The sequence below is a fragment of the Vibrio sp. 378 genome, from assembly GCF_033339435.1.
Genome location: NZ_JAWOUO010000008.1, coordinates 109,910 through 134,178, shown reverse-complemented (window position 1 = coordinate 134,178; position 24,269 = coordinate 109,910). Strand labels below are relative to the sequence as shown.

At 44.4% G+C, this 24,269-nt stretch carries 23 protein-coding genes; 10 read left to right on the top strand and 13 right to left on the bottom strand.

The features are described from left to right. Positions 1-176 precede the first annotated feature (176 nt). Positions 177-1,466 carry an MATE family efflux transporter gene (locus tag R7Q48_RS16170; RefSeq protein WP_025998585.1) on the bottom strand — a complete coding sequence of 430 codons (1,290 nt, stop codon included), beginning with the start codon at positions 1,464-1,466 and terminating at the stop codon, positions 177-179. 190 nt (positions 1,467-1,656) lie between these two features. Then, positions 1,657-2,373, bottom strand: coding sequence for a FadR/GntR family transcriptional regulator (locus tag R7Q48_RS16165; protein WP_017634231.1), 717 nt, complete (start codon positions 2,371-2,373; stop codon positions 1,657-1,659). 560 nt (positions 2,374-2,933) lie between these two features. Here R7Q48_RS16165 and R7Q48_RS16160 point away from each other — a divergent pair. The 4 genes from R7Q48_RS16160 (at position 2,934) to R7Q48_RS16145 (ending at position 8,841) form a co-directional block, all read left to right on the top strand. Further along, the gene (locus R7Q48_RS16160) at positions 2,934-3,653 is read left to right on the top strand and encodes a FadR/GntR family transcriptional regulator (protein WP_005388529.1); all 720 of its coding nucleotides are present in this window, start codon (positions 2,934-2,936) and stop codon (positions 3,651-3,653) included. 141 nt (positions 3,654-3,794) lie between these two features. Then, entirely contained in the window at positions 3,795-5,657 is a 1,863-nt protein-coding gene (locus R7Q48_RS16155; protein ID WP_053307762.1) for a putative nucleotidyltransferase substrate binding domain-containing protein, read from the top strand. After that, the gene (locus R7Q48_RS16150; protein WP_005388533.1) at positions 5,657-6,373 is read left to right on the top strand and encodes a 3'-5' exonuclease; all 717 of its coding nucleotides are present in this window, start codon (positions 5,657-5,659) and stop codon (positions 6,371-6,373) included. Before R7Q48_RS16155 ends, R7Q48_RS16150 begins: the two co-directional genes overlap by 1 nt. Positions 6,374-7,059: 686 nt before the next feature. Then, entirely contained in the window at positions 7,060-8,841 is a 1,782-nt protein-coding gene (locus tag R7Q48_RS16145; RefSeq protein WP_017634233.1) for a sodium:solute symporter family transporter, read from the top strand. Between the two features lie 342 nt (positions 8,842-9,183). Here R7Q48_RS16145 and R7Q48_RS16140 read toward each other — a convergent pair whose 3' ends face one another. The 3 genes from R7Q48_RS16140 to R7Q48_RS16130 form a co-directional block, all read right to left on the bottom strand. Beyond that, a complete protein-coding gene (locus R7Q48_RS16140; protein WP_154203902.1) occupies positions 9,184-9,810 on the bottom strand; it encodes a hypothetical protein in 627 nt (208 codons plus the stop codon). A gap of 326 nt (positions 9,811-10,136) precedes the next feature. Next, a complete protein-coding gene (locus tag R7Q48_RS16135) occupies positions 10,137-10,457 on the bottom strand; it encodes a DOPA 4,5-dioxygenase family protein (RefSeq protein ID WP_005375836.1) in 321 nt (106 codons plus the stop codon). A gap of 396 nt (positions 10,458-10,853) precedes the next feature. Further along, the gene (locus R7Q48_RS16130; protein WP_127891143.1) at positions 10,854-11,048 is read right to left on the bottom strand and encodes a hypothetical protein; all 195 of its coding nucleotides are present in this window, start codon (positions 11,046-11,048) and stop codon (positions 10,854-10,856) included. Positions 11,049-11,113: 65 nt separating this feature from the next. On the opposite strand from R7Q48_RS16130, the gene pdhA reads away from it, so the two are divergent. From pdhA to R7Q48_RS16115, 3 genes are read left to right on the top strand one after another with little or no spacing between them, the layout of a single operon-like run. Continuing rightward, positions 11,114-12,208 (top strand): pyruvate dehydrogenase (acetyl-transferring) E1 component subunit alpha, encoded by a 1,095-nt coding sequence (gene pdhA, locus R7Q48_RS16125; RefSeq protein ID WP_213911985.1) that lies wholly within the window; start codon positions 11,114-11,116, stop codon positions 12,206-12,208. Continuing rightward, positions 12,201-13,184 carry an alpha-ketoacid dehydrogenase subunit beta gene (locus R7Q48_RS16120; protein WP_042521051.1) on the top strand — a complete coding sequence of 328 codons (984 nt, stop codon included), beginning with the start codon at positions 12,201-12,203 and terminating at the stop codon, positions 13,182-13,184. Before pdhA ends, R7Q48_RS16120 begins: the two co-directional genes overlap by 8 nt. Continuing rightward, entirely contained in the window at positions 13,181-14,329 is a 1,149-nt protein-coding gene (locus R7Q48_RS16115; protein WP_318132379.1) for a dihydrolipoamide acetyltransferase family protein, read from the top strand. Before R7Q48_RS16120 ends, R7Q48_RS16115 begins: the two co-directional genes overlap by 4 nt. 67 nt (positions 14,330-14,396) lie before the next feature. Here the strand turns inward: R7Q48_RS16115 and R7Q48_RS16110 are convergent, their stop codons facing one another. Beyond that, the gene (locus R7Q48_RS16110) at positions 14,397-15,362 is read right to left on the bottom strand and encodes an electron transfer flavoprotein subunit alpha/FixB family protein (RefSeq protein WP_213911986.1); all 966 of its coding nucleotides are present in this window, start codon (positions 15,360-15,362) and stop codon (positions 14,397-14,399) included. A gap of 138 nt (positions 15,363-15,500) precedes the next feature. On the opposite strand from R7Q48_RS16110, the gene R7Q48_RS16105 reads away from it, so the two are divergent. Continuing rightward, the gene (locus tag R7Q48_RS16105) at positions 15,501-17,162 is read left to right on the top strand and encodes an electron transfer flavoprotein-ubiquinone oxidoreductase (protein WP_213911987.1); all 1,662 of its coding nucleotides are present in this window, start codon (positions 15,501-15,503) and stop codon (positions 17,160-17,162) included. A gap of 59 nt (positions 17,163-17,221) precedes the next feature. Here the strand turns inward: R7Q48_RS16105 and R7Q48_RS16100 are convergent, their stop codons facing one another. Beyond that, entirely contained in the window at positions 17,222-18,106 is an 885-nt protein-coding gene (locus R7Q48_RS16100; RefSeq protein WP_318132378.1) for a LysR family transcriptional regulator, read from the bottom strand. Between the two features lie 117 nt (positions 18,107-18,223). Here R7Q48_RS16100 and R7Q48_RS16095 point away from each other — a divergent pair, with 117 nt between their 5' ends. Continuing rightward, positions 18,224-18,895, top strand: coding sequence for a type 1 glutamine amidotransferase domain-containing protein (locus R7Q48_RS16095; protein ID WP_054576772.1), 672 nt, complete (start codon positions 18,224-18,226; stop codon positions 18,893-18,895). Between the two features lie 84 nt (positions 18,896-18,979). On the opposite strand, the gene R7Q48_RS16090 is transcribed toward R7Q48_RS16095, so the two are convergent. Further along, on the bottom strand, positions 18,980-19,627 hold the full coding sequence (locus R7Q48_RS16090) for a glutathione S-transferase family protein (protein WP_256902648.1): 648 nt from the start codon (positions 19,625-19,627) through the stop codon (positions 18,980-18,982). A 118-nt stretch (positions 19,628-19,745) separates the two neighbouring features. Between R7Q48_RS16090 and R7Q48_RS16085 the strand changes: the two genes are divergently transcribed. Beyond that, entirely contained in the window at positions 19,746-20,576 is an 831-nt protein-coding gene (locus R7Q48_RS16085; RefSeq protein ID WP_256902647.1) for a LysR family transcriptional regulator, read from the top strand. Between the two features lie 9 nt (positions 20,577-20,585). Here R7Q48_RS16085 and R7Q48_RS16080 read toward each other — a convergent pair whose 3' ends face one another. From R7Q48_RS16080 to artP, 5 genes are all read right to left on the bottom strand, one after another. Next, positions 20,586-21,158, bottom strand: coding sequence for a protocatechuate 3,4-dioxygenase (locus tag R7Q48_RS16080; RefSeq protein WP_213873986.1), 573 nt, complete (start codon positions 21,156-21,158; stop codon positions 20,586-20,588). A gap of 138 nt (positions 21,159-21,296) precedes the next feature. Then, on the bottom strand, positions 21,297-21,965 hold the full coding sequence (artM, locus tag R7Q48_RS16075) for an arginine ABC transporter permease ArtM (protein WP_318132377.1): 669 nt from the start codon (positions 21,963-21,965) through the stop codon (positions 21,297-21,299). Then, complete coding sequence (gene artQ / locus R7Q48_RS16070; RefSeq protein ID WP_151515477.1) at positions 21,962-22,651, bottom strand: arginine ABC transporter permease ArtQ; 690 nt, start codon at positions 22,649-22,651, stop codon at positions 21,962-21,964. Before artQ ends, artM begins: the two co-directional genes overlap by 4 nt. Before the next feature lies 1 nt (position 22,652). Further along, positions 22,653-23,396 carry an arginine ABC transporter substrate-binding protein gene (locus R7Q48_RS16065; RefSeq protein WP_005388572.1) on the bottom strand — a complete coding sequence of 248 codons (744 nt, stop codon included), beginning with the start codon at positions 23,394-23,396 and terminating at the stop codon, positions 22,653-22,655. Positions 23,397-23,484: 88 nt separating this feature from the next. Further along, positions 23,485-24,213, bottom strand: coding sequence for an arginine ABC transporter ATP-binding protein ArtP (gene artP, locus R7Q48_RS16060; protein WP_104970792.1), 729 nt, complete (start codon positions 24,211-24,213; stop codon positions 23,485-23,487). Positions 24,214-24,269 lie beyond the last annotated feature (56 nt).

The following is a 24,269-nucleotide window of genomic DNA, read 5'->3' as shown; positions in this document are numbered from 1 at the left end:
ATATTGTCATACATATAATAAGGTTTGCAAAGGAATGATTCGAGGAAAGAAGTTATGATGTGCTCTATTGATCACAATTTATAAACTCGATAAACGCCAAAATGATAAGCTAGACATACTCCTCTTTAGTCCATAGCATCTACGAATATTTTCGACCTAATCCAATAGTCATAGGATCAATCGTACATTAGCTTGTCTGCCTTATTAATATCGAAATCTTTCAGAGACTTACGTGCTAAATGCCTAAATGGCCATGCCTTAACAATTTCTTCAAACGGCATGATTGCAAACACCCAAAACACTGAAAGGTCCAAGTATAAAATCATCAAAGCACATAACGGTATTGAGATTACCCACTGACCGGTAAAGTTAATCTTAAACACCTCCGTTGTTTTACCTAACGCTCTCAAAATATGACCATGAACGGTGTTATAGCCACGTACTATCGGTAGCAGTATGTAAAGTGGAGCAATCGCGGATAACGCTTTGTAAGTACTCGGGTCTAAGTCGGGATACAAATCAGGAAGCACGAAACTAAGTGCAAAAAAGAAAAATGCTGAAACGAACGAGATCATCACGGCCATATCAATACTAATATCGACATTGTTACGCAGCTCATCCATTTTTCTTGATCCAATTGCTTGGCTAATCGTGATTGCCGATGAATGCGCCCAAGCAGTAATGAACTGAGTACCCGCTTTGATCCAAGGCATCACGATAGTCATAGCGACATAAGCATTTAAGGTCAGTTGCGAGTACAGCAACATGTATATCGTTGCGCCAGTTTGTAACATTGTGACATTCGCCGCGACGGGGAAAATCTCTTTAAAATGCTTATGTATATTGCTTTTCAATGACGCATCAAGCTTCTTAATAGACAAGATGATAGAATCATCAAGCTTAATGCACATGGTTAAATATAACAGCCGAATACTAATAGCAACCAAACTACCCGCCGCGGCGCCTTGAACGCCAATACCTTCAAAATTAGTCAGGCCGTGAATCAGAACATAAGACATCGCCACGTTGACTGGCAATTCAATCAAATAGCCTTTAAATGGAACTTTGGTCCGTCCAAGCGCATTGAACACCGCAATCATAACCTGAGTAATGGCATTGAATATGACGATGAACTTAGCAATTGCAAGGTAGCATTTTGTCTCCGCATAGAGATCAACGTTATCCGTCAACTTACTGATTAATGCTTCATCAAAGACAGTAATCAACAGCCAGAATAAGGATGCGACTAGAACGTTGATAACTAAAGCTGCCCAGAAACCTTTATTTAACGATAGATAATGACCAGAGCCTACGGCACGGCTAAGTACCAATTGAGACCCATTTGCTAGAGCCATTTGGATACCTAAAACGAAAGAAACTATTGTTGTAGCAATCCCCATAGCAGCAAGTGAAACTTCACCTAATGGAGTAACAAGCAGCGTATCAATCATAAGCATTGATTGCATCAACAAAGCATTAAGAGCGAGCGGCCAAGCAAGAGATAAATTTTTCTTTATATATGGTTGGGAAAACATTAGTAAACCTTTGTAATGAGGTTAAACGTTTAAACTAAAGAGCTCGGTCATTAGGCAAAGTTCATGACAAAAAAGAAACGACAGAAAAATCTTTTTAGTCAATAAAGGTGTACGCAAGCTCTTAACTATTCACGGCGTCGGAAAGCCTCTGATTCTCATCATTTAACAGCGTTTGAGAGGCTAAACGAGCTTGAAATGAGTTTCCGACCATAATTGCATCATAAATTGCACGGTGCTCATTAAGGCAGAACCTCCCTCCTTCAACTGACTTGTCAATAAACACCTTAAATATGGTCGAAAGTATATTGCTGAAGGGAACGTAGAATTGATTATCGGTACAAAGGAATATCGTTTGATGAAACAAATGATCGTTAGCAATCCACTCATCATAATCGTGACATCGTGCTGCCATCGTCATTCTTTGAAATACAATTGACAACAGCTTTCTTTGCTCAGCATTGGCATTTTGGGCTGCCAGCGCACACGCCTCTGGTTCTATGGCTTTACGCAATCCTAAAAACTGAGATAGAAACGGCTTAGTATCTTCTAAATCTTGGATCCACTCTAAGAGTTGAGGATCAAGAAAATGCCAATAGTTTCTTGGTAGTACCGTAGTTCCAACTTTTGGTTTAGAGATAATTAAGCCTTTAGCAGACAGCAACTTCGTCGACTCTCGTAGTGCTGTCCGACTAACACCAAACAACTTACACAGTTCTATTTCACTCGGGAGCTTCTCATTTTGACTTAATTCTCCTGACAATATTTTGCGAGAAATCTGTCTTGCTACTTGTACATGTATCTTGTGATTTGAATTCCCGAGAAGTGAAAACTCTGCCATCTATATTCCTCATTGCCAGCAGCCTAAACGACTTGTTTAGCTAATAATTAGAAAAGGCCAAATGAAACACGCTTTGAAGGCGGAGACTTTCTGTGTAAATGTAAAGCACTGTTATTTAGCGTCTAAAATCTAACGATCTTATGAATATGATTTTTACTCGCGAGGTATATTGGCCAAACTCAATATTGAATGGTCGAGTAGTAACATCATGCACACCGATCTTTAGTATATAATAATACAATATCACTTTATTTAACAAGAAACCTGACCTTCTATTCAAATTGTGTGCTGTGTATTGAAAATCAGTGAGTACAATAAGTAGGCGCGACTAGAGTTAACTAACATATTGAGCTAACAAATAAATAAGGAATGATGTAAGAATCGGTGGCCTCATCTGTTATACGCTAAGTATCATAATCATGAAGGCTTCATAAAGCAGTCGGAGATTCAAAATGGATTTGTGAAGACAGCTGTTATTACGTAAACATCTTCTTGGTGAGCTACACTTTGGATGATATAGTCCAAGCTTAAATAATACAATTTTAACGATAAGTGATTTTATGTCTGGTGAATTTCATTCTATCTCCGGTTCCAAGCGCAGCTTACATGTACAAGTAGCTCGCGAAATTGCTCGTAGCATTTTGTCAGGCAAGATCCCTCAAGGGTCCATTCTTCCAGGAGAAATGTCCCTGTGTGAACAGTTTGGTATCAGTCGCACAGCTTTGCGTGAAGCCGTAAAACTTTTAACATCAAAAGGTTTACTCGAGTCACGTCCAAAAGTTGGTACTCGAGTCATCAACCGAGCGTACTGGAACTTTTTAGACCCACAATTAATTGAATGGATGGACGGTCTAACAGAGATAGATCAGTTCTGTCATCAATTTTTGGGGTTACGACGCGCTATAGAGCCTGAAGCTTGTGCACTCGCAGCGAAAAATGCCACTGCGGAACAGCGAATTCAGCTATCAGAAGCATTCCAAGATATGTTGGAAGTCGCTAAAGCAGACGAACTGGACAAAGCGCGCTGGATGGATGTAGATATTCGTTTCCATAGCATTATTTTTAACTCAACCGGAAACGACTTTTTCTTACCGTTTGGGCATGTTCTGACTACAATGTTCATTAACTTTATTGCTCACTCATCTGAGGAAGGCAATACGTGCATCGAAGAACATCGTGAGATTTATGAAGCAATAATGGCAGGCAATGCTGAAAAAGCACGTCAAGCTTCGGCTAACCACTTGTTGGAGTCAAAACATCGCTTACCCGAAGCCAGTTAAGCTTGGGCTTGGGCGATCTAATAACTAGGCAAAAGCACGCATCTCGCGTGCTTTTTTAATTTCGTTTCCTCCAATTCTTTATGGCACACCATCAATATTTTGATATATAGTAATACAAATGTATTTTGAGAATGTTGTGTTATGACCGACTCGCTACTGCCAAATATCATACAGTTTATCAGCCAGATTGATCCGTTTGACAAGGTACCTAAAGGTGCACTTCGCGAGCTTGCTTCATCTGTTAAGATCACTTATTTAAGCAAGGGGGATGTTGTTGATCAGTATTCTTCTAAGAACGAAAAGTCACTTTATATTATTAGAACTGGCTCTATCGAACAGCGTAAATCTGATGGCATATTGAGAGCTAAACTTGGTCCGGAAGATTTGTTTGGCTTCACTTTTCTTGGTAACGAAGTCGAAAGCGGAAAAGAATACAAAGCAATTGCAATCGAAAATTCATTAGTTTATGTAATTCCAAATGCTGCGCTGAAAAAGTTGTGCACTTCTCATCCTGAATGTGCTGAACATTTTGCATCACAAGCTCAGGTACGGCTAAAGTCAGCATTAGATGTCGTGTGGTCTAACAAAGAAAAAGGGTTGTTTATTCGGCGTGTAGAGGAAGTTGCTAGTGGTCGAGTTGCAATTGTAACCGCTGAGCAATCCATTCAGTCAGTCGCCAACGAGATGATCGATAAGTGCTCTCCCTGCGCTGTCGTTTATCGTGATAATAAAATAGTTGGACTGATTACCGACCGAGATATGACAAAGCGAGTCATCGCCAAAGGATTAAGCATCTCAACACCAGTCGTCGAAGTCATGTCGCCTGATCCTAAAACAATTCATCCTGACGATTTAGTTCTGCACGCAGCCTCCATTATGATGCAGCACAACATAAGAAATTTACCCCTAGTTAAAGACAATAACGTCGTTGGCGTTTTGACAACAACGCACTTGGTTCAAAACCATCGAGTCCAAGCAATATTTTTAATTGAAAAGATCAAATATGCTGGCAGTGTCAAAGCGTTGTCTAGTTTTACGTCTGAGCGCCAAGCTATTTTTGAAGCATTAGTCGAAGGACGGGTTTCACCAGAAATCATTGGTAAAGTGATGACCATGATTATGGATGCGTACACTCGTAGGTTAATACAAATAGCCATTGATAAGTTGGGAACACCTCCCTGTGACTTCTCTTGGATTGTGGCAGGCTCTCATGCTCGCCAAGAAGTACATATGCTGTCAGATCAAGATAGCGCCATCGTATTAGATGATTCTGCAACAGATAACGACCGTATCTACTTCAAACATTTAGCAATGATAGTAAGTAATGGTCTGAATAAATGTAACTATCCATTGTGTCCAGGGAAATTTATGGCAGCGACCCCTAAATGGTGCCAGCCTCTCTCTGTTTGGAAAAAGTACTATAAGAAATGGGTGGCAAATCCTGAATACGAGCGCCTCCTCAATATCAGTGTCTTTTTAGAAATCCGAACCGTTTATGGAAACAAAGACTTTGAACAGATACTTCGCGATGAGCTTCACTCTAACATCAACGCTAATAGAGAATTCCTTACGATGTTAGTTAACGATGCGGTGAAAACAAACCCACCGCTAGGAATATTCAATAGCCTAGTGTTACAAAAATCGGGAGAGAACAAGAAAACGCTCGACGTAAAAAAATACGCGATTAATCTAATCATTGATCTTGCAAGGATTTATGGTCTTGCAGTTGAATGTGACCTCACTGCAACTGATGAGCGTTTTAAAGCAGCCAACGAAAAAGGGCTGCTCAGCCATGACGCGTACAAAAATATAATAAACGCATATCAATTCATCTTGTCGTTTCGATTTGCCCATCAATTAGAAGCACTAAAAAGTGGAGATGAGCCAAATAACCACATTGACCCCAATACGTTCGGTAGTTTTGAACGTCAACATTTAAAAGACGCGTTCCGCATTATTGCAGATCTACAAGAAGTCGCCAAACTCCGTTTTGGGAGCCGATAATGAAGCGCTTACTTGAGTACTTTCATCCATTGACACGAAAAAATCGTCAGAGACAAAAGCACTGTAAAAAGAAGCACATCCCTCTTTATCTTAAAAAGCTGCTTCGCTCGCCAAATCTGGACGTAAATCAACGAGCTTTTGACACTGAGTTCATCGTTCTAGATCTTGAAACAACTGGCTTAGACAGTGAGGAAGAAGTCATTCTTTCCATGGGCTGGGTAGAGATTCGACAAGGCCATATTGACTTAGCAACAAGTCAACACCTTTATGTACATAGCGACTCAAAAATTAAGCCCGAAACCATAGTTGTTAACCATATTACCCAACAAATGCTGACTGATGGAATCTCTATTCATGAAGCAATGCGGACATTCTTTAAAGCAGCAGAAAACAAAGTTATTGTTGCGCACGGATGTATAGTCGAAACTAGCTTTATTAATCAATATTTACAGCGAGTTTTCAACATAAAAGAGTTGCCGCTCATTTGGATAGACACCTTGCGAATAGAAAAAAGGTTACAAAGAGCTATCAATGCTTCCGATGAATCAGATGTGACTCTAGCAGCGACAAGGGAACGTTACGGGTTACCCGCTTACAACGGCCATAATGCACTTGCAGATGCAATTGCAACTGCAGAGTTACTATTAGTTCAACAAACCCGTATCGCACCTCAGACAAAAGCGACAGTCGGGCCCCTTTACCGGCTTAGCCTGTAATCATCCAGATCACAGGCCTATTTGCTAAACATGTTCTCTGTCACAATTTGGTATCATCAGCATTTACCTTAATTAATAATACAATATCATTAATGGAGGCGACGTTAGCAAAATGCAGCGAATAGCCATTGTCACTTGCCAACATCAGAGCGAGTGTAAACTGATTAGTTGCTCCATATCATAACTACATTTTAGAGAGCTTAGCATTGCATGTGCGCAATGATTGTCGAAGATCTAGCAGCGTTACATAAACAACCGAATTCAGGTGATGTCCCCTCGAACGTCATCTGCAGTGGTTAGTAATCATGTAAAGCCGCTGTTGCGAACTTCAGCCGACAGCTCGCGGTACTAGTACCGTTTGGCCCATGCAGTACAGGCTTGCATGGGCTTTTTTTTAACAATCCTACATCAATCGATGTTATATCCCTCTGCCAGATATGCATAAATCCGCGTCCATTCTTATTAGAGGACTTAAGATTCTTTATAAGTATATTCATAGAACCCATACCTAAACTCGACACTTTTAGCAGCTTCAGAGAAAAGCAATATCTGACACCGATCACTTGTATGATTAATTAAAGGGTTTATTACGCCTTACTGGTCACGGTTTTGAGTTATTGTACTACAAATAAGAGGAGCGAACGTTACTATTACTTAGGACAATAAACTACTTCAAAGGTCTAAAGATGGAACTCAATACTCTCATTGTGGGCATCTATTTTCTATTCTTAATCGCAATAGGTTGGATGTTCAGAACTTTTACTAGTACTACAAGCGACTACTTCCGAGGTGGCGGCAACATGCTTTGGTGGATGGTTGGAGCAACGGCGTTTATGACTCAATTCTCTGCTTGGACATTTACTGGCGCCGCTGGTAAAGCCTACAATGACGGTTTTGCTGTCGCTATTATTTTCCTTGCAAACGCGTTTGGTTACTTCATGAACTTCGCTTACTTTGCACCGAAATTTCGTCAGTTACGCGTCGTAACTGTCATAGAAGCCATTCGTATGCGTTTTGGTACAACAAACGAACAAGTATTTACTTGGTCTTCGATGCCAAACAGTGTTGTCTCTGCAGGTGTATGGCTTAACGCCCTTGCTATTATAGCTTCAGGTATTTTTGGTTTTGATATGACAGCAACCATCTGGATTACCGGTTTAGTTGTACTTGCGATGTCGGTAACTGGCGGCTCTTGGGCGGTTATCGCCTCCGATTTCATGCAAATGGTCATCATCATGGCGGTAACGATCACATGTGCAGCCGTTGCTATTGTTCAAGGTGGTGGCGTTACTGAAATTATCTCTAACTTCCCAGTCGCAGAAAGTGGCAGCTTTGTTGCAGGTAACAACCTGAACTACTTAAGCATCTTTAGTATTTGGGCGTTCTTTATCTTCGTTAAGCAGTTCTCTATTACAAACAATATGTTGAACTCTTACCGTTACCTAGCTGCAAAAGACTCTAAAAATGCAAAAAAAGCAGCTTTGCTAGCATGTGTATTGATGCTGGGTGGAGTTTTCATTTGGTTCATGCCTTCTTGGTATATTGCAGGCCAAGGTGTTGATTTAGCGGCAGCTTATCCAGATGCTGGTAACAAAGCAGGCGACTTCGCGTACCTATACTTCGTTCAAGAATACATGCCAGCAGGTATGGTTGGACTTCTGGTCGCTGCAATGTTTGCTGCTACGATGTCCTCTATGGACTCTGGTCTTAACCGCAATTCAGGTATTTTCGTAAAGAACTTTTATGAACCGATCGTTCGTAAAGGCCAAGCATCAGAGAAAGAGCTCGTCGCAGTTTCTAAAGCAACATCGGCGGTATTTGGCGTTGCAATTATTCTAATCGCGCAGTTTATAAACTCTCTAAAAGGTCTGAGTCTATTCGACACTATGATGTACGTTGGTGCGCTCATCGGATTCCCAATGACAATTCCAGCGTTTTTAGGCTTCTTTATCAAGAAAACTCCAGACTGGGCCGGTTGGGGAACTCTAGTCGTGGGTGGCATCGTTTCCTACCTTGTTGGGTTTGTTATCACAGCTGATATGGTGTCATCGGCGTTTGGCCTTGAGGAGTTGACTAGCCGAGAATGGTCTGATGTGAAAGTAGCAATAGGTCTAATCGGACACATGACGCTAACTGGTGGCTTCTTCATGTTGTCGACTCTATTCTACAAGCCTCTAACTGACAAACGTCAAGCAGATGTCGATAAGTTCTTTGAAAACCTATCAACGCCTCTTGTAGCGGAATCAGTGGCACAGAAAAAACTCGATAACAAGCAACGTCAAATGCTGGGTAAACTTATCGCGGTCGCAGGTATAGGTGTCATGTTTATGGCTCTGCTACCTAACCCAGTATGGGGGCGCTTAGTGTTTATTCTATGTGGTGCCATCGTCGGAGGTGTTGGTCTACTACTTGTAAAAGCTGTGGATTCAAGCGCTGAACAAGCCTCTGAACCTGTTACAGAAAGTTAAATCTCTTATTCTAATAAACGCGGCTATTCTTTGGCCGCGTTTTTTAATTCTAAGTTCCCAGTACGAACACTTCACCCTTTTACGAAGACATATCATCTTGTCTAGGGTTATCGAATTGCAGCTTTATTTTGTCATTTGATAAGGCTAAACCAGAACGTGATAATCTGATCGAGTTAAAAGTGCAGCCTACCTTGCTTAAGTAAACGCCCCAAAAATACCTGATGAAGTAAAGATCTCGGCTCGTATACTTTGTTGCCACTTCGTGATTTAGACTCGCTAGTCCTTTACATCACTACCTAGTCTACAAGCCAAACTATTCCCGCTGAACAAACCATCTCGGGATTACTTAGGTACACTATTTTCTCTTTTTGCAGATGGCACAACAACCGCTACCAATAAAGCTAACAGCAGGAATACAGGGCTAAGCATTAATCCATGCCAGATTGAATACCCATCATGGAACAGCCAGAATATACCAAGCGTCAGTAGGTACGAAAAGTAGCTGCAAAACACCAAGCTAATCGCGACAAAGCGCTTTTGATTAATAATAAGAATCCGCACTAGATACTGGCTAAGAATACCAGAGCAGCGCATGGCAAGTTGCCAATTAATGATAAAGAAAGCAAGCGCAATAAACCCAGCTACGACCAGTGCATCATGCGTGCTTAAAATGAAGTAGCTACCAAATCGGCTTATGATGACCGGATAATCGCCTTCGTATATCGTTGACCAAGATATTGCGTTCGCTGCTGCTACGTAATTGGCAAAATAAGCAATGGCGTAGAAAGTCGTTTGAGAACTGAACGGCTGAAATACATCCGTACAAAATCCTCGCCACTCTTCTTTGTTGGCGGTAGGCCCAACCCAGTCACGTTTTTTTTGAGCGGTACGCCCGGCAAACGCAGGCCCGTTGCGAAACAACAGCCAAAATATATAGAGTGCAAGTATAACCAAGAGTATTGAAAACATACCCTTCCCCCTCATAAATTATCGGCGCCACTGCCAATGGCGTTGGGGTCGTAAACTGCACTTCCCTGCTATACCTATTTGATTTATCAAAGATTTATTATTTTATTACCACCAAAATTCATTTAATGGCATGCTAAACAGCAACATTTTCACGCTTTGTGCGTGAAGTTCGAAAGCCTACTTTTAGGTTTAGCACAAAAATAACTACAGCAAAGCGTAAGAGAGGGATTCCGCACCCATCAATGAAGATGAGGCGTTAAGCAGAAGCTGCGACCGCAATGAGAAGAGAAGGATTCAAAGCGGTCATGCATGGGCGAGAAGAGCAACTATTTCTCTAACTTTTCTTCAAATACACCAATCTCTCTGCCCAACCAAATCGCGCGTTCTGTGTGATCGAGCAACTCTTCTTCGCTTACTGGGTGAATAAGCACAGAAAAATCGCCTCGAATCGTATCAAGCCACGCCAAGAACTCTTCACTCAATGATTCTAGGTGAATTTCAAACATCGGCATCTTGTGTGGGCCAACTAACCTTCCAACTAATGGAAACACACGCAGCACATCTTGACGCTCTTGACGGATGATCTCGTTCAAGGCTTGCGCTTTATCTTGTTCTCTTAGGGGAAAATAAACATGAGCGTGGTACATAACTTCTCCATAATCACTTCCGCTTGAGCACCACCTACTTTGGATAAGCTCAAGGACTGCCGAGGGTATACATTTGTAATGCCGTCACCCTACCTTGATTCCACTCAGTTGGGAAGAAGTTATGCATTCTCATAAGGTCGAGGCTTCGAGCACAACAAAAATTTGCAATTCATCATATAGCAACTGTTTGAGTTGATTCATTAATAATGACTCACTTTGTCAAATTTTACAGCCAAATTTTGTTGCAAATATGTTTCATTAGCCAGTAATTAAATTCGAGTTTAAAAATACCACCAACAAAATAGCAGCATATTACTCTGCAAAATCAGGGTGTAAGCAAAACTTTACTACTGAGCGAAAGTCAAAATGAAGCATAATTTAACAATTTGTTTACACTTATTGTATCTGGCTATACCACGATTTAGTTAGAGGGTTAGATACAGAAAAGCCTTTCTCTGTATCTTGCGGTGAAATAGTCGCAGCGATGTTATCGACAAATAGTTTAAGGGACGAACAGATGCCTACCGCTATCGAAAGCACACGCAACCTTAGGTATGGCCTTTGCGCTGATATCAGAGTTTGAGTACCCATACAAACTCTGGTTTTGTATGAACAGCTGCAGTCCAAAAGACCCGCAGCGTCAAAAGGAGCTTGAGATGAACGTTCAGGCATTACCCATGCATCGGTTTATCGACCATCGTGGGGACCTAGTCGGCCAACTACCCAACTGGGCTGACAATGAAACATTGGTCGGGTTTTACCGAGATATGGTATTAACTCGCACTTACGACAACAAAGCAGTTGCCTTGCAACGCACCGGTAAGCTAGGGACCTATCCCTCACACTTAGGCGCGGAAGCCATAGGCATTGCGGTCGGCAGAGCACTTAAAGCCGATGATGTGTTTGTCCCTTACTACCGCGATATGCCTGCGATGTGGTGTCGTGGCATTGGCATGGAAAAGAACCTTCAATACTGGGGTGGCGATGAGCGCGGGAGTGATTTTGCTCCTGAAGGCAGTCCGGTTCCTAGCCGAGACCTTCCCTACTGTGTACCCATAGCGACGCAATGTACGCATGCTGTCGGGGTGGCTTCCGCGCTAAAAATTCAAGGTAACCATGAAGCTGCGCTAGTCATGTGCGGCGATGGTGGTACATCCAAAGGGGACTTTCTTGAGTCAATAAACTGCGCAGGTACTTGGAATATTCCACTTGTTTTCGTCGTAAACAATAACCAGTGGGCAATTTCAGTGCCGCGTAGTCTCCAATGTGCCGCCGATTTCTTATCAGAAAAAGCGCAAGGTGCAGGTATACCGGGTATTACTGTCGATGGTAACGATGTCGTCGCCGTTTATGATGCAACTAAAACCGCCCTTGAGAGAGCAAGAAAAGGGAAAGGCGCAACACTCATCGAAGCGGTGAGTTACCGACTGAGTGACCACACTACGGCCGATGATGCGACTCGTTATCGTAAAGAAGATGATGTTCAAACTGCATGGCAATACGAACCTATCGCACGTCTTAAAACGTATCTCCTTAATCAAGGCGCTTGGAGCGACGAACAAGAACAGCAATGGCTAGATTACTGTAAAGAGCAAGTAGAGTTAGCTGTTGAACGCTATCTGAGCTTACCGCCACAAGCACCAGAAACCGGTTTCGATTATTTGTATGAATCGCTACCTCAAGAGCTTCATGCACAAAGAGATGAACTCATCAACAAGGCAATGAGAATGCAGGGAGGCAGACATGGCTGAGCTAACGTTGGTTGAAGCAGTAAACCTTGCCCTGCACCACGAAATGCAACAAGACCCCAATGTTGTCGTATTAGGTGAAGACGTGGGCGATAATGGTGGTGTATTTCGTGCCACTGTCGGACTCAAGCAAGAGTTTGGTCTTAAACGAGTCATCGATACGCCACTCGCTGAAGCCTTAATCGGCGGGGTTGCGGTCGGTATGGCAACGCAAGGATTACGACCTGTCGCCGAATTTCAGTTTCAAGGTTTCGTTTTTCCTGCGATGGAGCACTTAATGTGCCACGCGGCTCGAATGCGTAACAGAACTCGCGGTCGGCTCACTTGTCCCGCGGTTTTCCGTGCGCCATTTGGCGGCGGTATCCACGCTCCGGAACACCACTCAGAAAGCGTGGAAGCGTTATTTGCTCACACTGCTGGATTTAAAGTGGTGATTCCTTCTTCTCCACAACGCGCATACGGCTTACTTCTCGCTGCAATTAGAAGCAATGATCCCGTCATGTTCTTCGAACCGAAGCGCATATATCGCACCGTTAAATCTGAAGTCGTTGATAACGGCGAAGCACTCCCACTCGACACCTGCTTCACCTTACGCAAGGGGCGAGATATCACGCTCGTTACTTGGGGCGCATGCGTCGTAGAGTCACTTCAGGCCGCGCAAACCTTGTCTAGTCAGGGAATTGAAGTCGAGGTGATTGATTTGGCGAGTATTAAGCCAATTGATACCGCGACGATTTTCAGCTCACTAGAAAAAACTGGACGTTTACTCGTTGTTCATGAAGCGAGTAAAACTTGTGGTGTGGGATCTGAGCTATTAGCTCGAACCGCTGAACACGCCATGTGCTTACTTAAAGCCCCACCTAAACGAGTAACTGGAATGGACACCATTATGCCTTATTACCGTAACGAAGATTATTTCATGGTTCAGAAAGAAGACATTGTGACCGCAGCGCGCGAACTCGTGGAGGATTGGAAATGAAGACGTTTAACTTACCCGATCTCGGCGAAGGCCTCGCTGAATCAGAAATTGTAAAATGGCACGTTAATGTCGGTGACATGGTTAAATTAGATCAAGTGATCTTAACCGTAGAGACAGCAAAAGCGACGGTCGACGTCCCTGCCCCCTATTCGGGCCGTGTGGTCAGCCGTCATGGTGAGGAAGGTGAAATCGTCAATATTGGTGCATTACTGCTAGAGATTGATGAAACATGTGCCGGGAGAGAAGTAACGGCAGAGAAAAAAGCCACTGCTGACGCCGCAACCGTCGTCGGTAGCGTTTCTCACCAAGCGCATCATGTTAACGTTGATGATTTCTGGATTGGTGGCAACCACAACACGACAGAAAGTAACCTCGTTACCGCCCTGCCTTCGGCTCGCTTGTTGGCACAAAAACTTGGGGTAGATCTTAACCTTGTGTCAGGTAGTGGCCCGAACGGACTTATCGTAGATGCCGATATTTACGACGAAGCCGGAAAACAGCGTCCAGGCACCGAAGTTTTGAAAGGCGCTCGACGTACCATGGTATCGTCTATGACCGAATCGCACGAACATGTTGCTGCCGTAACCATTACGGAAGAAGCATTGTTGGAAGATTGGCTGCCAAACGAAGATATCAGTATCCGCCTTGTTCAAGCGATTGTTCATGCGTGTCAAGAAGAGCCCGCTTTAAACGCTTGGTTTGATGCCGAAACCATGACACGCTGTGTACACACAACGGTCAATGTAGGAATTGCAGTAGATAGCCGTCATGGATTGTACGTGCCAGTCTTGCGCCACGCAGATGAATACGAGCCACAAGATGTTCGTCGTTGGCTCGATCAAACCGTTGAAGGGATCAGAGAGAGAAAAATCGGTCGTGAGCAATTGCAACACGCGACGATTACGCTTTCCAACTTCGGCGCGATTGCCGGTATTTACGCGACACCTGTCGTCACACCGCCACAAGTCGCTATTGTCGGCGCGGGCCGAATACTCGACCGAGTTGTGATAAGAAATGGTCAGGCAATTTCGGTGAAAGCAATGCCGCTATCCGTAACGTTTGATCATCGCGCTTGTACTGGTGGTGAAGCTGCAAGGTTTACGAAAGTACTTGCAGAGCACCTGCAACGTCCGAGCGAAAAGTAACTTATAAAAATCAAATGATAAAGGCTTCCAATTTGGAAGCCTTTTGTTTTAGGGAACAAGACTATATCTACAGCTTCTCTAACAGCTCAGGCATTACCACAAACAAATCGCCGACCAATCCATAATCTGCAATGTCAAAAATAGGCGCATCAGGATCGCTATTAATTGCAACAATCACCTTGGAATCTTTCATTCCCGCCAAATGCTGGATCGCGCCAGAAATTCCGACGGCAATGTATAACTCCGGTGCAACAATTTTGCCGGTTTGCCCGACTTGATGGTCATTAGACACATAGCCCGCATCGACCGCCGCTCGTGACGCCCCTACCGCTCCACCTAGCTTGTCAGCCAATTGTTCTACTAAAACAAACTTCTCTTTACTCCCGAATGCACGACCACCCGACACTACTACTCTAGCCGCTGGCAATTCTGGTCGCTCACTTTCTGGCGTTTGTTGCGAAACAAACTCACTAAGTTTATTGATAATCACCGTGTCGACTTGAGTAAGCTTAGGGACAACTGGCGTGTCAGATAGCTCTGCGGCATCAAAAGCCGTACTTCTTATGGTCATCACTTTATAGGGATCATTCGACGTGACTCTCACCAATGCATTTCCAGCATAAATTGGACGAATCACCGTATCGATAGACTCGATTGTCATCACGTCAGAAAGTTGACCAACATTAAGCAACGCCGCCACACGAGGCATCACATTCTTACCAAATGTACTGGCAGGAGAAAGAATGTGTGAGTAGTTTTTGGCTACTTGTGAGATCAAAGGTGCGATATTTTCCGCTAATCCATGTTCATATCCCTTCGCATCAACCCAGATAATTTCTGCAACACCCTGAACACAATTCAACTCATCCAAAACTGATTGGCACTGATAACCAATAAGCAACACAGAAACAGGAAGCGATTTATCATCATCCTTAATCTCAAATGCCGCTTTAATTGCACACAGCGTCCCTACAGCCAACGATTGGTTGTCATGCTCTGCGAGCACAAGTGTTGCTAATGGTCGGTCTTCCATGGTCATGCCTCATATAACACGTCAGATCCATTACTTGAGCTTAGTCCACTTCACGTTAACGTCAACTGAGCTATAGTTTTCTGTATAGAAACCAAAAACCTGTCACGCAGATGACGATAATAGAAAGGAAGCATAGAGATGGAACGAGAATGCATGGAGTTTGATGTCGTGATCGTGGGGGCCGGACCTGCGGGCTTAAGTGCAGCTTGTCGACTAGCTCAACTCAACCAAGACAGTGAAGATGACGCACTTTCAATTTGCGTTGTAGAAAAAGGCTCAGAAGTGGGCGCACATATTTTATCTGGCGCTGTTTTTGAAACTAGTGCCTTAGATGAGCTTTTCCCCAATTGGAAAGAAATGGACGCCCCGCTAGCAGCCTCAGTTCAACGAGATGATTTCCTTTATCTTACTACTGAACAAAACCATATTCGCGTTCCCCACTTCCTTACACCGCGTCCAATGATAAATGGCGAGAATAATTACGTAATTAGCCTTGCCAACCTTTGCCGTTGGCTCGCTAACCAAGCAGAAAATCTTGGGGTGGAAGTTTTTCCGGGCTTTGCCGCTGCAAGCATCAATTATGATCAGACTGGCGCAGTGACAGGCATTAACACGAGCGATATGGGACTAGATAAGAACGGCCAGGCCAAACCTAACTTTGAACCAGGTATCGAGCTAAGGGCAAAATACACCCTTTTTGCTGAAGGTTGTCGCGGACATCTGGGTAAAGAACTTATTCAAAGGTTCGACCTAGACGCAGGAAAGCAACCACAGCACTACGCGCTTGGCCTAAAAGAGATATGGGAGTTACCCACTGACAGTAAGGATGTATCTGGCAGTGTTATCCACTCCGCTGGCTGGCCCTTGAGTGAAACAAATACCACAGGCGGCGGTTTTCTCTATCACATGGAGAACAACCAAATCGCCGTGGGGCTTATTGTCGACTTGAATTACAGCAATCCTTACTTGAGTCCGTTTGACGAATTTCAACGCTTTAAACACCATCCTGCTATTGAACCACATTTGAAAGGTGCTCAGCGCATCGCTTACGGCGCAAGAGCCATTGCGAAAGGTGGGCTTTCCTCTCTGCCGAGACAACAATTCCCTGGCGGTTTATTGATTGGTTGTGATGCGGGGACTTTGAACGTTGCTAAAATTAAAGGCAGCCACACAGCAATGAAATCCGGAATCATTGCAGCAGAAGCGGTACATACGGCCCGACAAACTGGAGCTTCTGAGCCAGACTACCAGTCGTTGTTTGAATCATCATGGTTGTATGACGAACTCGCTGAAACGCGTAACTTTGGTGCGAACATTCATAAGTTTGGCAGCATACTGGGCGGTGCTCTTTCGACTTTTGAACACAACCTGTGGCAACCACTGGTTAAGAAGCCGTTACCTTGGTCTATCAAGGACTATTCGCACGATCATGAGCAGTTAAAACCTAAACAAGAGTGCCACCCAATTGCATACCCAAAACCAGATGGTGAAATCAGTTTTGATAAGCCTTCGTCGGTATTTTTGTCGGGAACACAGCACGAAGAGAATCAACCTTGTCACCTTGTTCTGACTTACCCTCACATTCCAATTGATGTTAATTTAGGTATGTATGACGAACCGAGTCAGCGCTATTGCCCCGCTGGGGTTTACGAAGTGGTGGAAGTGGACAATAAGTTGAAGTTTCAGATAAATGCCGCCAACTGCGTGCATTGCAAAACCTGTGACATCAAAGATCCTTCGCAAAACATCACGTGGAAAGCACCAGAAGGTGGCGGTGGACCGAGCTATCAAAACATGTAGATACGTTAGTATGTTGACGATCTAACAAATGGATAAACAAACCGATTGGCAGAGCCTCATTACTCCTGCCAATCGGCAAAATGATCAAGCAAGAAGTCGATAGCCAATCGCGCTCGTAGTGGTAGAAAGTGACGATTCTGATAAACAATCCAGCTGCTGTTGCCGCTTCCCCAATAGGGCTCTAGGATTGGCACCAAACGACCAGACGAAATAGCATCGTTGAAACTGCTCTTCGGTAAGTACGCCACACCTAATCCTTCTGCACAGGCTTGCAAGACCGTGTGTGCGTTATTGCTCTTCCATCTGCCCTGCACTTTTACGCCATCTAACGGCTTGCCGCCTTTTTCAAACAACCAAACGTCTTTGTTGGCAATAATGCAGCTATGACGCTTGAGTTGCTCGGGGTGCGTTGGCAAACCATGTTCATCGAGATAACGCTGACTGGCTGCCGCTGCCATGGGACGATCCACCAGCTTTCTCGCAACCAAGCCTGAATCACTCAACCTTCCGTAACGAATAGCGAAATCGAAGCCATCTTCAATAAAGTTGACCATGCTGGTGTTGAAGTTGATTTCTACCGTGAGATTAGGATGTTGCTTGGCAAACGCCATCAAGGCAGGCGCTACATGGTTCTCAGAAAACGCACCAGCGGCACTCACGCGTAACGTACCACTCAACTGAGTTTGCTGCGTGGTGAGCTGTTCATTGGCTTGCTGAAGCCCAATCACCAATTCTTTACACTGCTGATAATACGCTTGCCCCGCTTCCGTTAGACTCATCATTCTTGTCGAACGGGCTAACAAAGCGACACCTAATCGCTCTTCTAATCTTGTGACTTGGCGACTGACATGACTGGTACTGCAACCTAACTGTTTTGCCGCTGCAGAAAAACCTAAGCTCTCAGCAACCGTAACAAACTCATTGATACCTTCAAAACTGTCCATACTTACCTTTGCTATATAGCAATAATGTTTTGCCAATTAATCGTATTATCACTTATTTGTTTAGCAATTAGTATGAAGGTGTTCAACAAATACACGTAAGCCAAAAAGGAAACCATCATGAAGAAAGTACTCATCATTGTGACGAACCATGCGACTCTTGGTGAAACTGACCAAGCAAACGGAACTTACGCGCCAGAGCTCACTCATGCCCTTAGCGAGCTACTAGGTGCAGGCTTCGATTACGACATTGCCTCTATCAAAGGTGGACAAGCACCACTGTACGGAACCGACATCGAAGGCGACGCAGTGAACGAGAAAATCTTGGCGGATGATGATTTCCAGAACCGCATCAACAACACGATTCCAGTGTCACAAATCAACGGTGACAACTATGATGCGATCTTCTATCCGGGTGGTTTTGGTCTTCTTTCAGACCTAGCGAGCAACGAAGATTTTGCCAAGATTTCTGCAAAACACTATGAAGATGGCGGTATTGTGGCAGCAGTTTGTCATGGTCCAGGCGCTCTTCTCCCTATCACGCTTAGCAATGGCGAAAAGCTGCTTGCGTCTAAATCAGTAACAGGCTTCACTCGTGAAGAAGAGATCGACTTCGGCACCATCAACGACATCCCATTCCTATTGGAAGAGTCTCTTGCTCGTGGCGCAGCGCGCTACTCTAAAGTGCAACCATGGCAAGAGTTTGTAATTGTGGATGATCGTGTCATCACAGGTCAAAACCCAACGAGCGCACACGGCGTAGGCAGAGCGATTGTTGAACACCTAGCTTAAACGCGCCGGAAACTACAACTATCCTAGAAGAGGAAAGCGTGCTTTGTCATGCTTTCCCTTGCTACAGGCGATCGCAAGATGCGCTTATACTTCTTCCCCTGCCTCGTCCTCTTCTACGATATCCGTTTCTTGGCTCGCCTCTTCCAACCATTGCTGTAAAGATTCACTTGCTAGCACCTTCTGTTGGTAAGCTTTGGCACCTTCGGATAACTCGATACCGTAAGTTTGGAAACGCAATGCCACAGGTGCATACATAGCATCAGCTATCGACCATTCTCCAAATAGCCAACCGTTGGGATACAGCTTGGCTTGTTCTGCCCAAATAGCGTCAATGCGTGCAATATCTTTACGTGCACCATCCGTTAGAACGACTTTTCTGCCCGCGCGGATGTTCATTGGGAGTTCGTTTCTTAAATCAAAGAACCCCGAATGCATCTCTGAGGCAATGGCGCGTGCTTTAGCTCGTTCTACGGAGTTGCTTGGCCATGCTTTGCCTTGTAAGTATTGCTCGTTAACGTATTCCAAAATCGCTAATGAATCCCACACGGTTGCGTCACCATCCACCAAGGTAGGTACTTTCGCCGTTGGTGTAATACCTTCCAAGGTTTTGTAAAAATCTTCCGTGAATAATTTGAGCTTGGTGACTTTCACATCCAATTTGAATTGAGAAAAGATCAGCCATGCGCGAAGTGACCAGCTCGAGTAGTTTTGGTTAGCAATAAACAGTTTCATGACGCCTCCATGCGGTTCGTGTTTTGATTACCCATTCACAATATCTGATTGTATTTAAGGGGACTAACGGATAGTTTTGATGGAACACTTCAACAAAAACGATGGATGAGTTTTAGATATGGATATCGATGCGTTGCGCAGCTTTCTTGCTTTTGTCGAAACGGGAAGTTTCACTCGTGCTGCCAAGCAGATCAATCGCACCCAATCAGCATTTAGTGCACAAATGCGTAAGCTGGAAGACGAACTCAGCGTCAGCTTGTTTGAAAAAGAAGGTCGCAACCTAGTATTGAGTGAAGCAGGGCTGGCACTGCGCTCTCACGCCGAGCAATTGGTTAACTTGCACAATCAAGCACTGAAACAAGTGAAGCGCTATGAAAACAAGCGCCCTCTTCGCTTAGGTTGCCCCGAGGATTACAACGACAATATCCTGCCTAAAGTCATCCGCGTATTACAGCAATCTGAGCCCACATGTTCAATTCAAGTCTTCAGTGAGCCAAGCATCACCTTGAGAGAAAAACTTGATGAAGGAAAGCTAGACGCCGCTATTGTGACAAGAGCACCGGACAGTGAGGAAGGTTACTGGCTAGCAAGCGACAAAGGCGTGTGGATTGCTCATCCTGATTTTGACATCGAGCAAGCCCAACCTCTCTCTCTCGCCCTATTCCAAACCGACTGTAAATACCATGCGGCAGCAGTAGACGGATTAACCAAACGTGGCACTCCTTATCAACTACTGGCATGTTGCAATACGGCTTCTGCACAACGAGCAATTGTACGTTCAGGCATGGCTATCGGTGCGATGGGCAGTATTAGCGTTAGCGAGGATCTTAAGATCTTAGACGATATGCCATCGCTACCTTCCGTGGATATCGTTTTGGTCACGGGCGTCGAGCCTCATCCGATACTGGATAAAGAATGCTTGGCGCAATTGGTTGAGTTAATGGTTTAACCGGATTAGCTAGCCAATCACAAAGTTAAATTCGCCCGTTAACCGCCCGTCGATTCGTATAGTTTCAAACTGCAGATAATCACGGGCTTTGCCTCCCCACCATTCATCGCCAGTATTGCCTTTCAAGTACAACTGAGTGGTCAGAAGCTCTTGGTTATCCCGCCACAACTTAACGTGAATGTGCGGTGGACGAGAGGCATAAGGCACGGGGTACAAGGTCTGAAACAAGTAGTGACCATCCGATTGAGTTAAAACTGCACCAAAGCCAGCAAAGTGCGCATCAAACTTATCGTTATTTGGTTGCTTAGGATGATCGTAAATCCCCTGCCCATCGCATTGCCAGATTTCTACTTTGATGCCTGAAACTGGGTTTCCCGATGTATCTACTACTCTGCCTTGCAACACGATAGGTTCACCGACCAAGCCTTCTGATTGCAGAATCAAGTTTTGACGAAGAGGAATGTCCACTACTGGATAAAATGGCCCTTCTGTTTGTGCTGGCGTCGGCCGCATTGGTGTCGTCGCTTTTAAAGAGGGGGCGAACAACAATGTCCACAGCGCTAAAAAGTGTCTTCTTTCCATGGTGCCACCAATACAATTGCATTGAATTAAGTTTGGTGGAACTTGAGGGATTTGCCATGACGAATATAAAAAATGCCCCTGCAAGAGAGCCATTCGCAGAGGCACTGTGGAACGAGATGATGAGTGTTGATTGAAGGGTTATGCGGCTTCGAACGCCAATGCTTTCTTCTCTACCTGACGGAAAATAAGAGTTAGCACACCATTTACCGTTAAATAAAATGCGCCCGCAATACCAAATACAGTCAACGTATCGTAAGTTTGTGCGTTAATGCGCTGCGCGTAACCCATCAGATCCATGATCGTAATCGTGCTTGCTAGTGACGTGCCTTTGAAGACCAAAATCACTTCGTTCGAGTAAGCCGGAACAGCACGACGAATAGCGTATGGTAGCAGCACTTTTAGCGTTGCGGTTTTGTTCATACCCAGAGCACGACACGCTTGCCATTGACCGGAAGGAATCGCGTTAAACGCTCCTTTGAACAACTGAGTGCTGTATGCAGCGGTATTCAACGCTAACGCCAACATCGCACAGAACCAAGGTTGGCTTAACCATGTCCAGAATACACTTTCTTTTACTGCGTCAAACTGACCAGGACCGTAGTACACCAAAAAGATCTGTACCAACAAAGGCGTACCAGTGAACAAGGTGATGATGCCACGACTTACCCAATGCAAACCCGGAGTACGCAGGATCAGAGTCAGCGTCATCATCAAAGCTAAAAGACAGCCCACAACCAAGGAAGCGGCGGTCAATTGAAGGCTAGTGCCTAAGCCATCCAGCATTTGCCAAACGTGTTGTTCGTTCATGCGGTTGCCTCCTGTCCCATGCTCATGCCTTGAATTGAGAACTTCTTATCAATCTGTTTGACGGCACGTTGCGTAATCAAAGTAATGCCTAAGTAAATCGCCGCAGCAGTTGCGTACCATGTAAACGCTTCATGCGTCGCTGCAGATGTTAGCTGCGCTTGCTTCAATAAATCCGTTACGCCAATCAGTGATACAAGCGCGGTATCTTTCAGCAAAACCAGCCATTGGTTAGTTAAACCTGGTAGTGCGTGTCTTACTGCTTGTGGCAAAACAATGCGAACAAAAGCGTGTGCTTGACTGATGCCGAGTGCACTTGCTGCTTCTCTCTGCCCTCTTCCAACGGCTTTTAATGCGCCACGTAGAGTTTGAGAAGCATAAGAAGCGAAGATCAATGACAACGCCACCACGCCAGACAAGAACGGGCTAACTTCAATAAAGTCGCCGGTGATTAAAAACAGAACCTGCGTCGAACCAAAATAGATGAACAACACGACAAGGATTTCTGGCAAGCCACGTACAATCGTCACAAACGCCGTCATTGGCCATTTAACGAAAACGCGGCGAGACATTTCACCACTGGCGAATACCACTGCCAGAATCAAACCGACTAAGAGGCTTGTAAAGGCTAGCTGGACAGTCATCCAACTAGCTTGAACAAGCGATAAAGAGTAACCCGTTAGTGCCATATTACTTACCGAAGTATTTGTTGTAGATTACGTCGTATTCGCCGTTTGCTTTCACTGTTTTCAGTGCTGTGTTCAGCTTGTTCACTAGCTCGTCGTTACCTTTATTTACTGCGATACCGAAACCGTTACCGAAGTATTTAGGGTTAGTGACGTGCTCACCCACGTAAGCTAGGTTGTCTTCTTTCTTGAACCATTCTGCTACGACTGCTGTGTCACCGAATACAGAATCAATACGGCCATTTTTCATATCGATGAACGCGTCTTGGTAGCTAGAGTAAGGAACCGCTGTTACGCCCGGCATTTGCTCAATCAGGTAGCTTTGGTGTGTTGAACCGTTTTGAACACCAACACGCTTACCTTCTAGTGCTTTTTGATCAGCCACTTTTTCTTTGATAGAAACAAACGCTGCTGAGTTGTCATAGTATGCATTCGTGAAATTCACTTGCTCCAAACGCGCCTCAGTAATGTCCATTGCAGAGATTGCCGCATCGTAGCGCTTGAATTTTAATGCTGGGATCAGGCTGTCAAAAGATTGGTTGTGGAAGGTGCATTTTGCTTCGATTTCTTTACATAGTGCATTCGCCAGATCCACATCAAAACCTTGGATTTGGTTGTTTTCATCCATGTATTCGAACGGTGCGTACGTCGCTTCCATCGCGAATTTGATCTCTTCTTGTGCTGCTGCGTTTGCCGCCATAGTTGCAGAAGAAAGACCGATTAGTGAAGCTAGTAGAATCTTTTTCATTGCAATACTCCGTGTGTACTTAGTGGGCTGACACTCGCAATGACAGCCGAGCTTATCTGTTAAATAGACTGAACTTTAAAAACGTAATTTAGTGATTTAGGTAGTCAGCAAACTGGGCGGTTTGCGGATTAGAAAACGAATCATTTGTGCCGTGCTCGACGATGTGTCCTTTTTCTAGATACAGTACGTGGCTAGCGATTTTCTTAGCAAAATCGACCTCATGCGTTACTACGACTTGGGTGATGCCAGTTTCGCTTAAATCTTTAATAATCTTAACGACTTGGTTAGTAATTTCCGGATCAAGCGCTGCGGTCGGTTCATCAAAAAGCAAGACTTCCGGTTTCATCATCAATGCACGAGCAATCGCCACACGTTGTTGCTGACCACCAGAAAGCTGCATCGGCCATGCATCCGCTTTGTCTGCCAAATGCAGCGTTGCGAGAATTTGCATTGCTTGGTTCTTCGCTTCTTCTTTATCCATGCCAGATACTTTTACCGGAGCCTCAATCAGGTTCTCCATCACTGTCATGTGCGGCCATAAGTTGTACTGCTGGAACACCATGCCTACTTTACGACGAAGTGCTAAACCTTGTTTCTCTTTGATTTCAGTAGAGAAATCAAAAACATCATTTGCGATGTTTAGCTTGCCGTTATCCGCCCCTTCAAGAAGGTTAAGAACACGCAGTAGAGAGCTCTTACCTGCGCCACTTGGACCAAGTAACACCAGTGTTTCCCCGCTTTCACACTTAAAGCTGACATCGTGAAGCACTTGTGTCTCACCGTAGGATTTATTGATTCCGCTTACCTGAATAGTCATGCTGACATACCGCATTAATTGTCACTTGGTATTTATATTACTCAGCTGGACTTTTT

Coding starts and splice junctions, on each gene's coding strand:
- artM (WP_318132377.1), bottom strand. CDS start 21,965: ATGAACGAACAACACGTTTGGCAAATGCTGGATGGCTTAGGCACTAGC.
- R7Q48_RS16095 (WP_054576772.1), top strand. CDS start 18,224: ATGAAGAAAGTACTCATCATTGTGACGAACCATGCGACTCTTGGTGAA.
- pdhA (WP_213911985.1), top strand. CDS start 11,114: ATGAACGTTCAGGCATTACCCATGCATCGGTTTATCGACCATCGTGGG.
- R7Q48_RS16110 (WP_213911986.1), bottom strand. CDS start 15,362: ATGGAAGACCGACCATTAGCAACACTTGTGCTCGCAGAGCATGACAAC.
- R7Q48_RS16130 (WP_127891143.1), bottom strand. CDS start 11,048: ATGGGTACTCAAACTCTGATATCAGCGCAAAGGCCATACCTAAGGTTG.
- R7Q48_RS16080 (WP_213873986.1), bottom strand. CDS start 21,158: ATGGAAAGAAGACACTTTTTAGCGCTGTGGACATTGTTGTTCGCCCCC.
- R7Q48_RS16135 (WP_005375836.1), bottom strand. CDS start 10,457: ATGTACCACGCTCATGTTTATTTTCCCCTAAGAGAACAAGATAAAGCG.
- R7Q48_RS16140 (WP_154203902.1), bottom strand. CDS start 9,810: ATGTTTTCAATACTCTTGGTTATACTTGCACTCTATATATTTTGGCTG.
- R7Q48_RS16120 (WP_042521051.1), top strand. CDS start 12,201: ATGGCTGAGCTAACGTTGGTTGAAGCAGTAAACCTTGCCCTGCACCAC.
- artP (WP_104970792.1), bottom strand. CDS start 24,213: ATGACTATTCAGGTAAGCGGAATCAATAAATCCTACGGTGAGACACAA.
- R7Q48_RS16145 (WP_017634233.1), top strand. CDS start 7,060: ATGGAACTCAATACTCTCATTGTGGGCATCTATTTTCTATTCTTAATC.
- artQ (WP_151515477.1), bottom strand. CDS start 22,651: ATGGCACTAACGGGTTACTCTTTATCGCTTGTTCAAGCTAGTTGGATG.
- R7Q48_RS16160 (WP_005388529.1), top strand. CDS start 2,934: ATGTCTGGTGAATTTCATTCTATCTCCGGTTCCAAGCGCAGCTTACAT.
- R7Q48_RS16165 (WP_017634231.1), bottom strand. CDS start 2,373: ATGGCAGAGTTTTCACTTCTCGGGAATTCAAATCACAAGATACATGTA.
- R7Q48_RS16085 (WP_256902647.1), top strand. CDS start 19,746: ATGGATATCGATGCGTTGCGCAGCTTTCTTGCTTTTGTCGAAACGGGA.
- R7Q48_RS16065 (WP_005388572.1), bottom strand. CDS start 23,396: ATGAAAAAGATTCTACTAGCTTCACTAATCGGTCTTTCTTCTGCAACT.
- R7Q48_RS16105 (WP_213911987.1), top strand. CDS start 15,501: ATGGAACGAGAATGCATGGAGTTTGATGTCGTGATCGTGGGGGCCGGA.
- R7Q48_RS16170 (WP_025998585.1), bottom strand. CDS start 1,466: ATGCAATCAATGCTTATGATTGATACGCTGCTTGTTACTCCATTAGGT.
- R7Q48_RS16115 (WP_318132379.1), top strand. CDS start 13,181: ATGAAGACGTTTAACTTACCCGATCTCGGCGAAGGCCTCGCTGAATCA.
- R7Q48_RS16155 (WP_053307762.1), top strand. CDS start 3,795: ATGACCGACTCGCTACTGCCAAATATCATACAGTTTATCAGCCAGATT.
- R7Q48_RS16150 (WP_005388533.1), top strand. CDS start 5,657: ATGAAGCGCTTACTTGAGTACTTTCATCCATTGACACGAAAAAATCGT.
- R7Q48_RS16100 (WP_318132378.1), bottom strand. CDS start 18,106: ATGGACAGTTTTGAAGGTATCAATGAGTTTGTTACGGTTGCTGAGAGC.
- R7Q48_RS16090 (WP_256902648.1), bottom strand. CDS start 19,627: ATGAAACTGTTTATTGCTAACCAAAACTACTCGAGCTGGTCACTTCGC.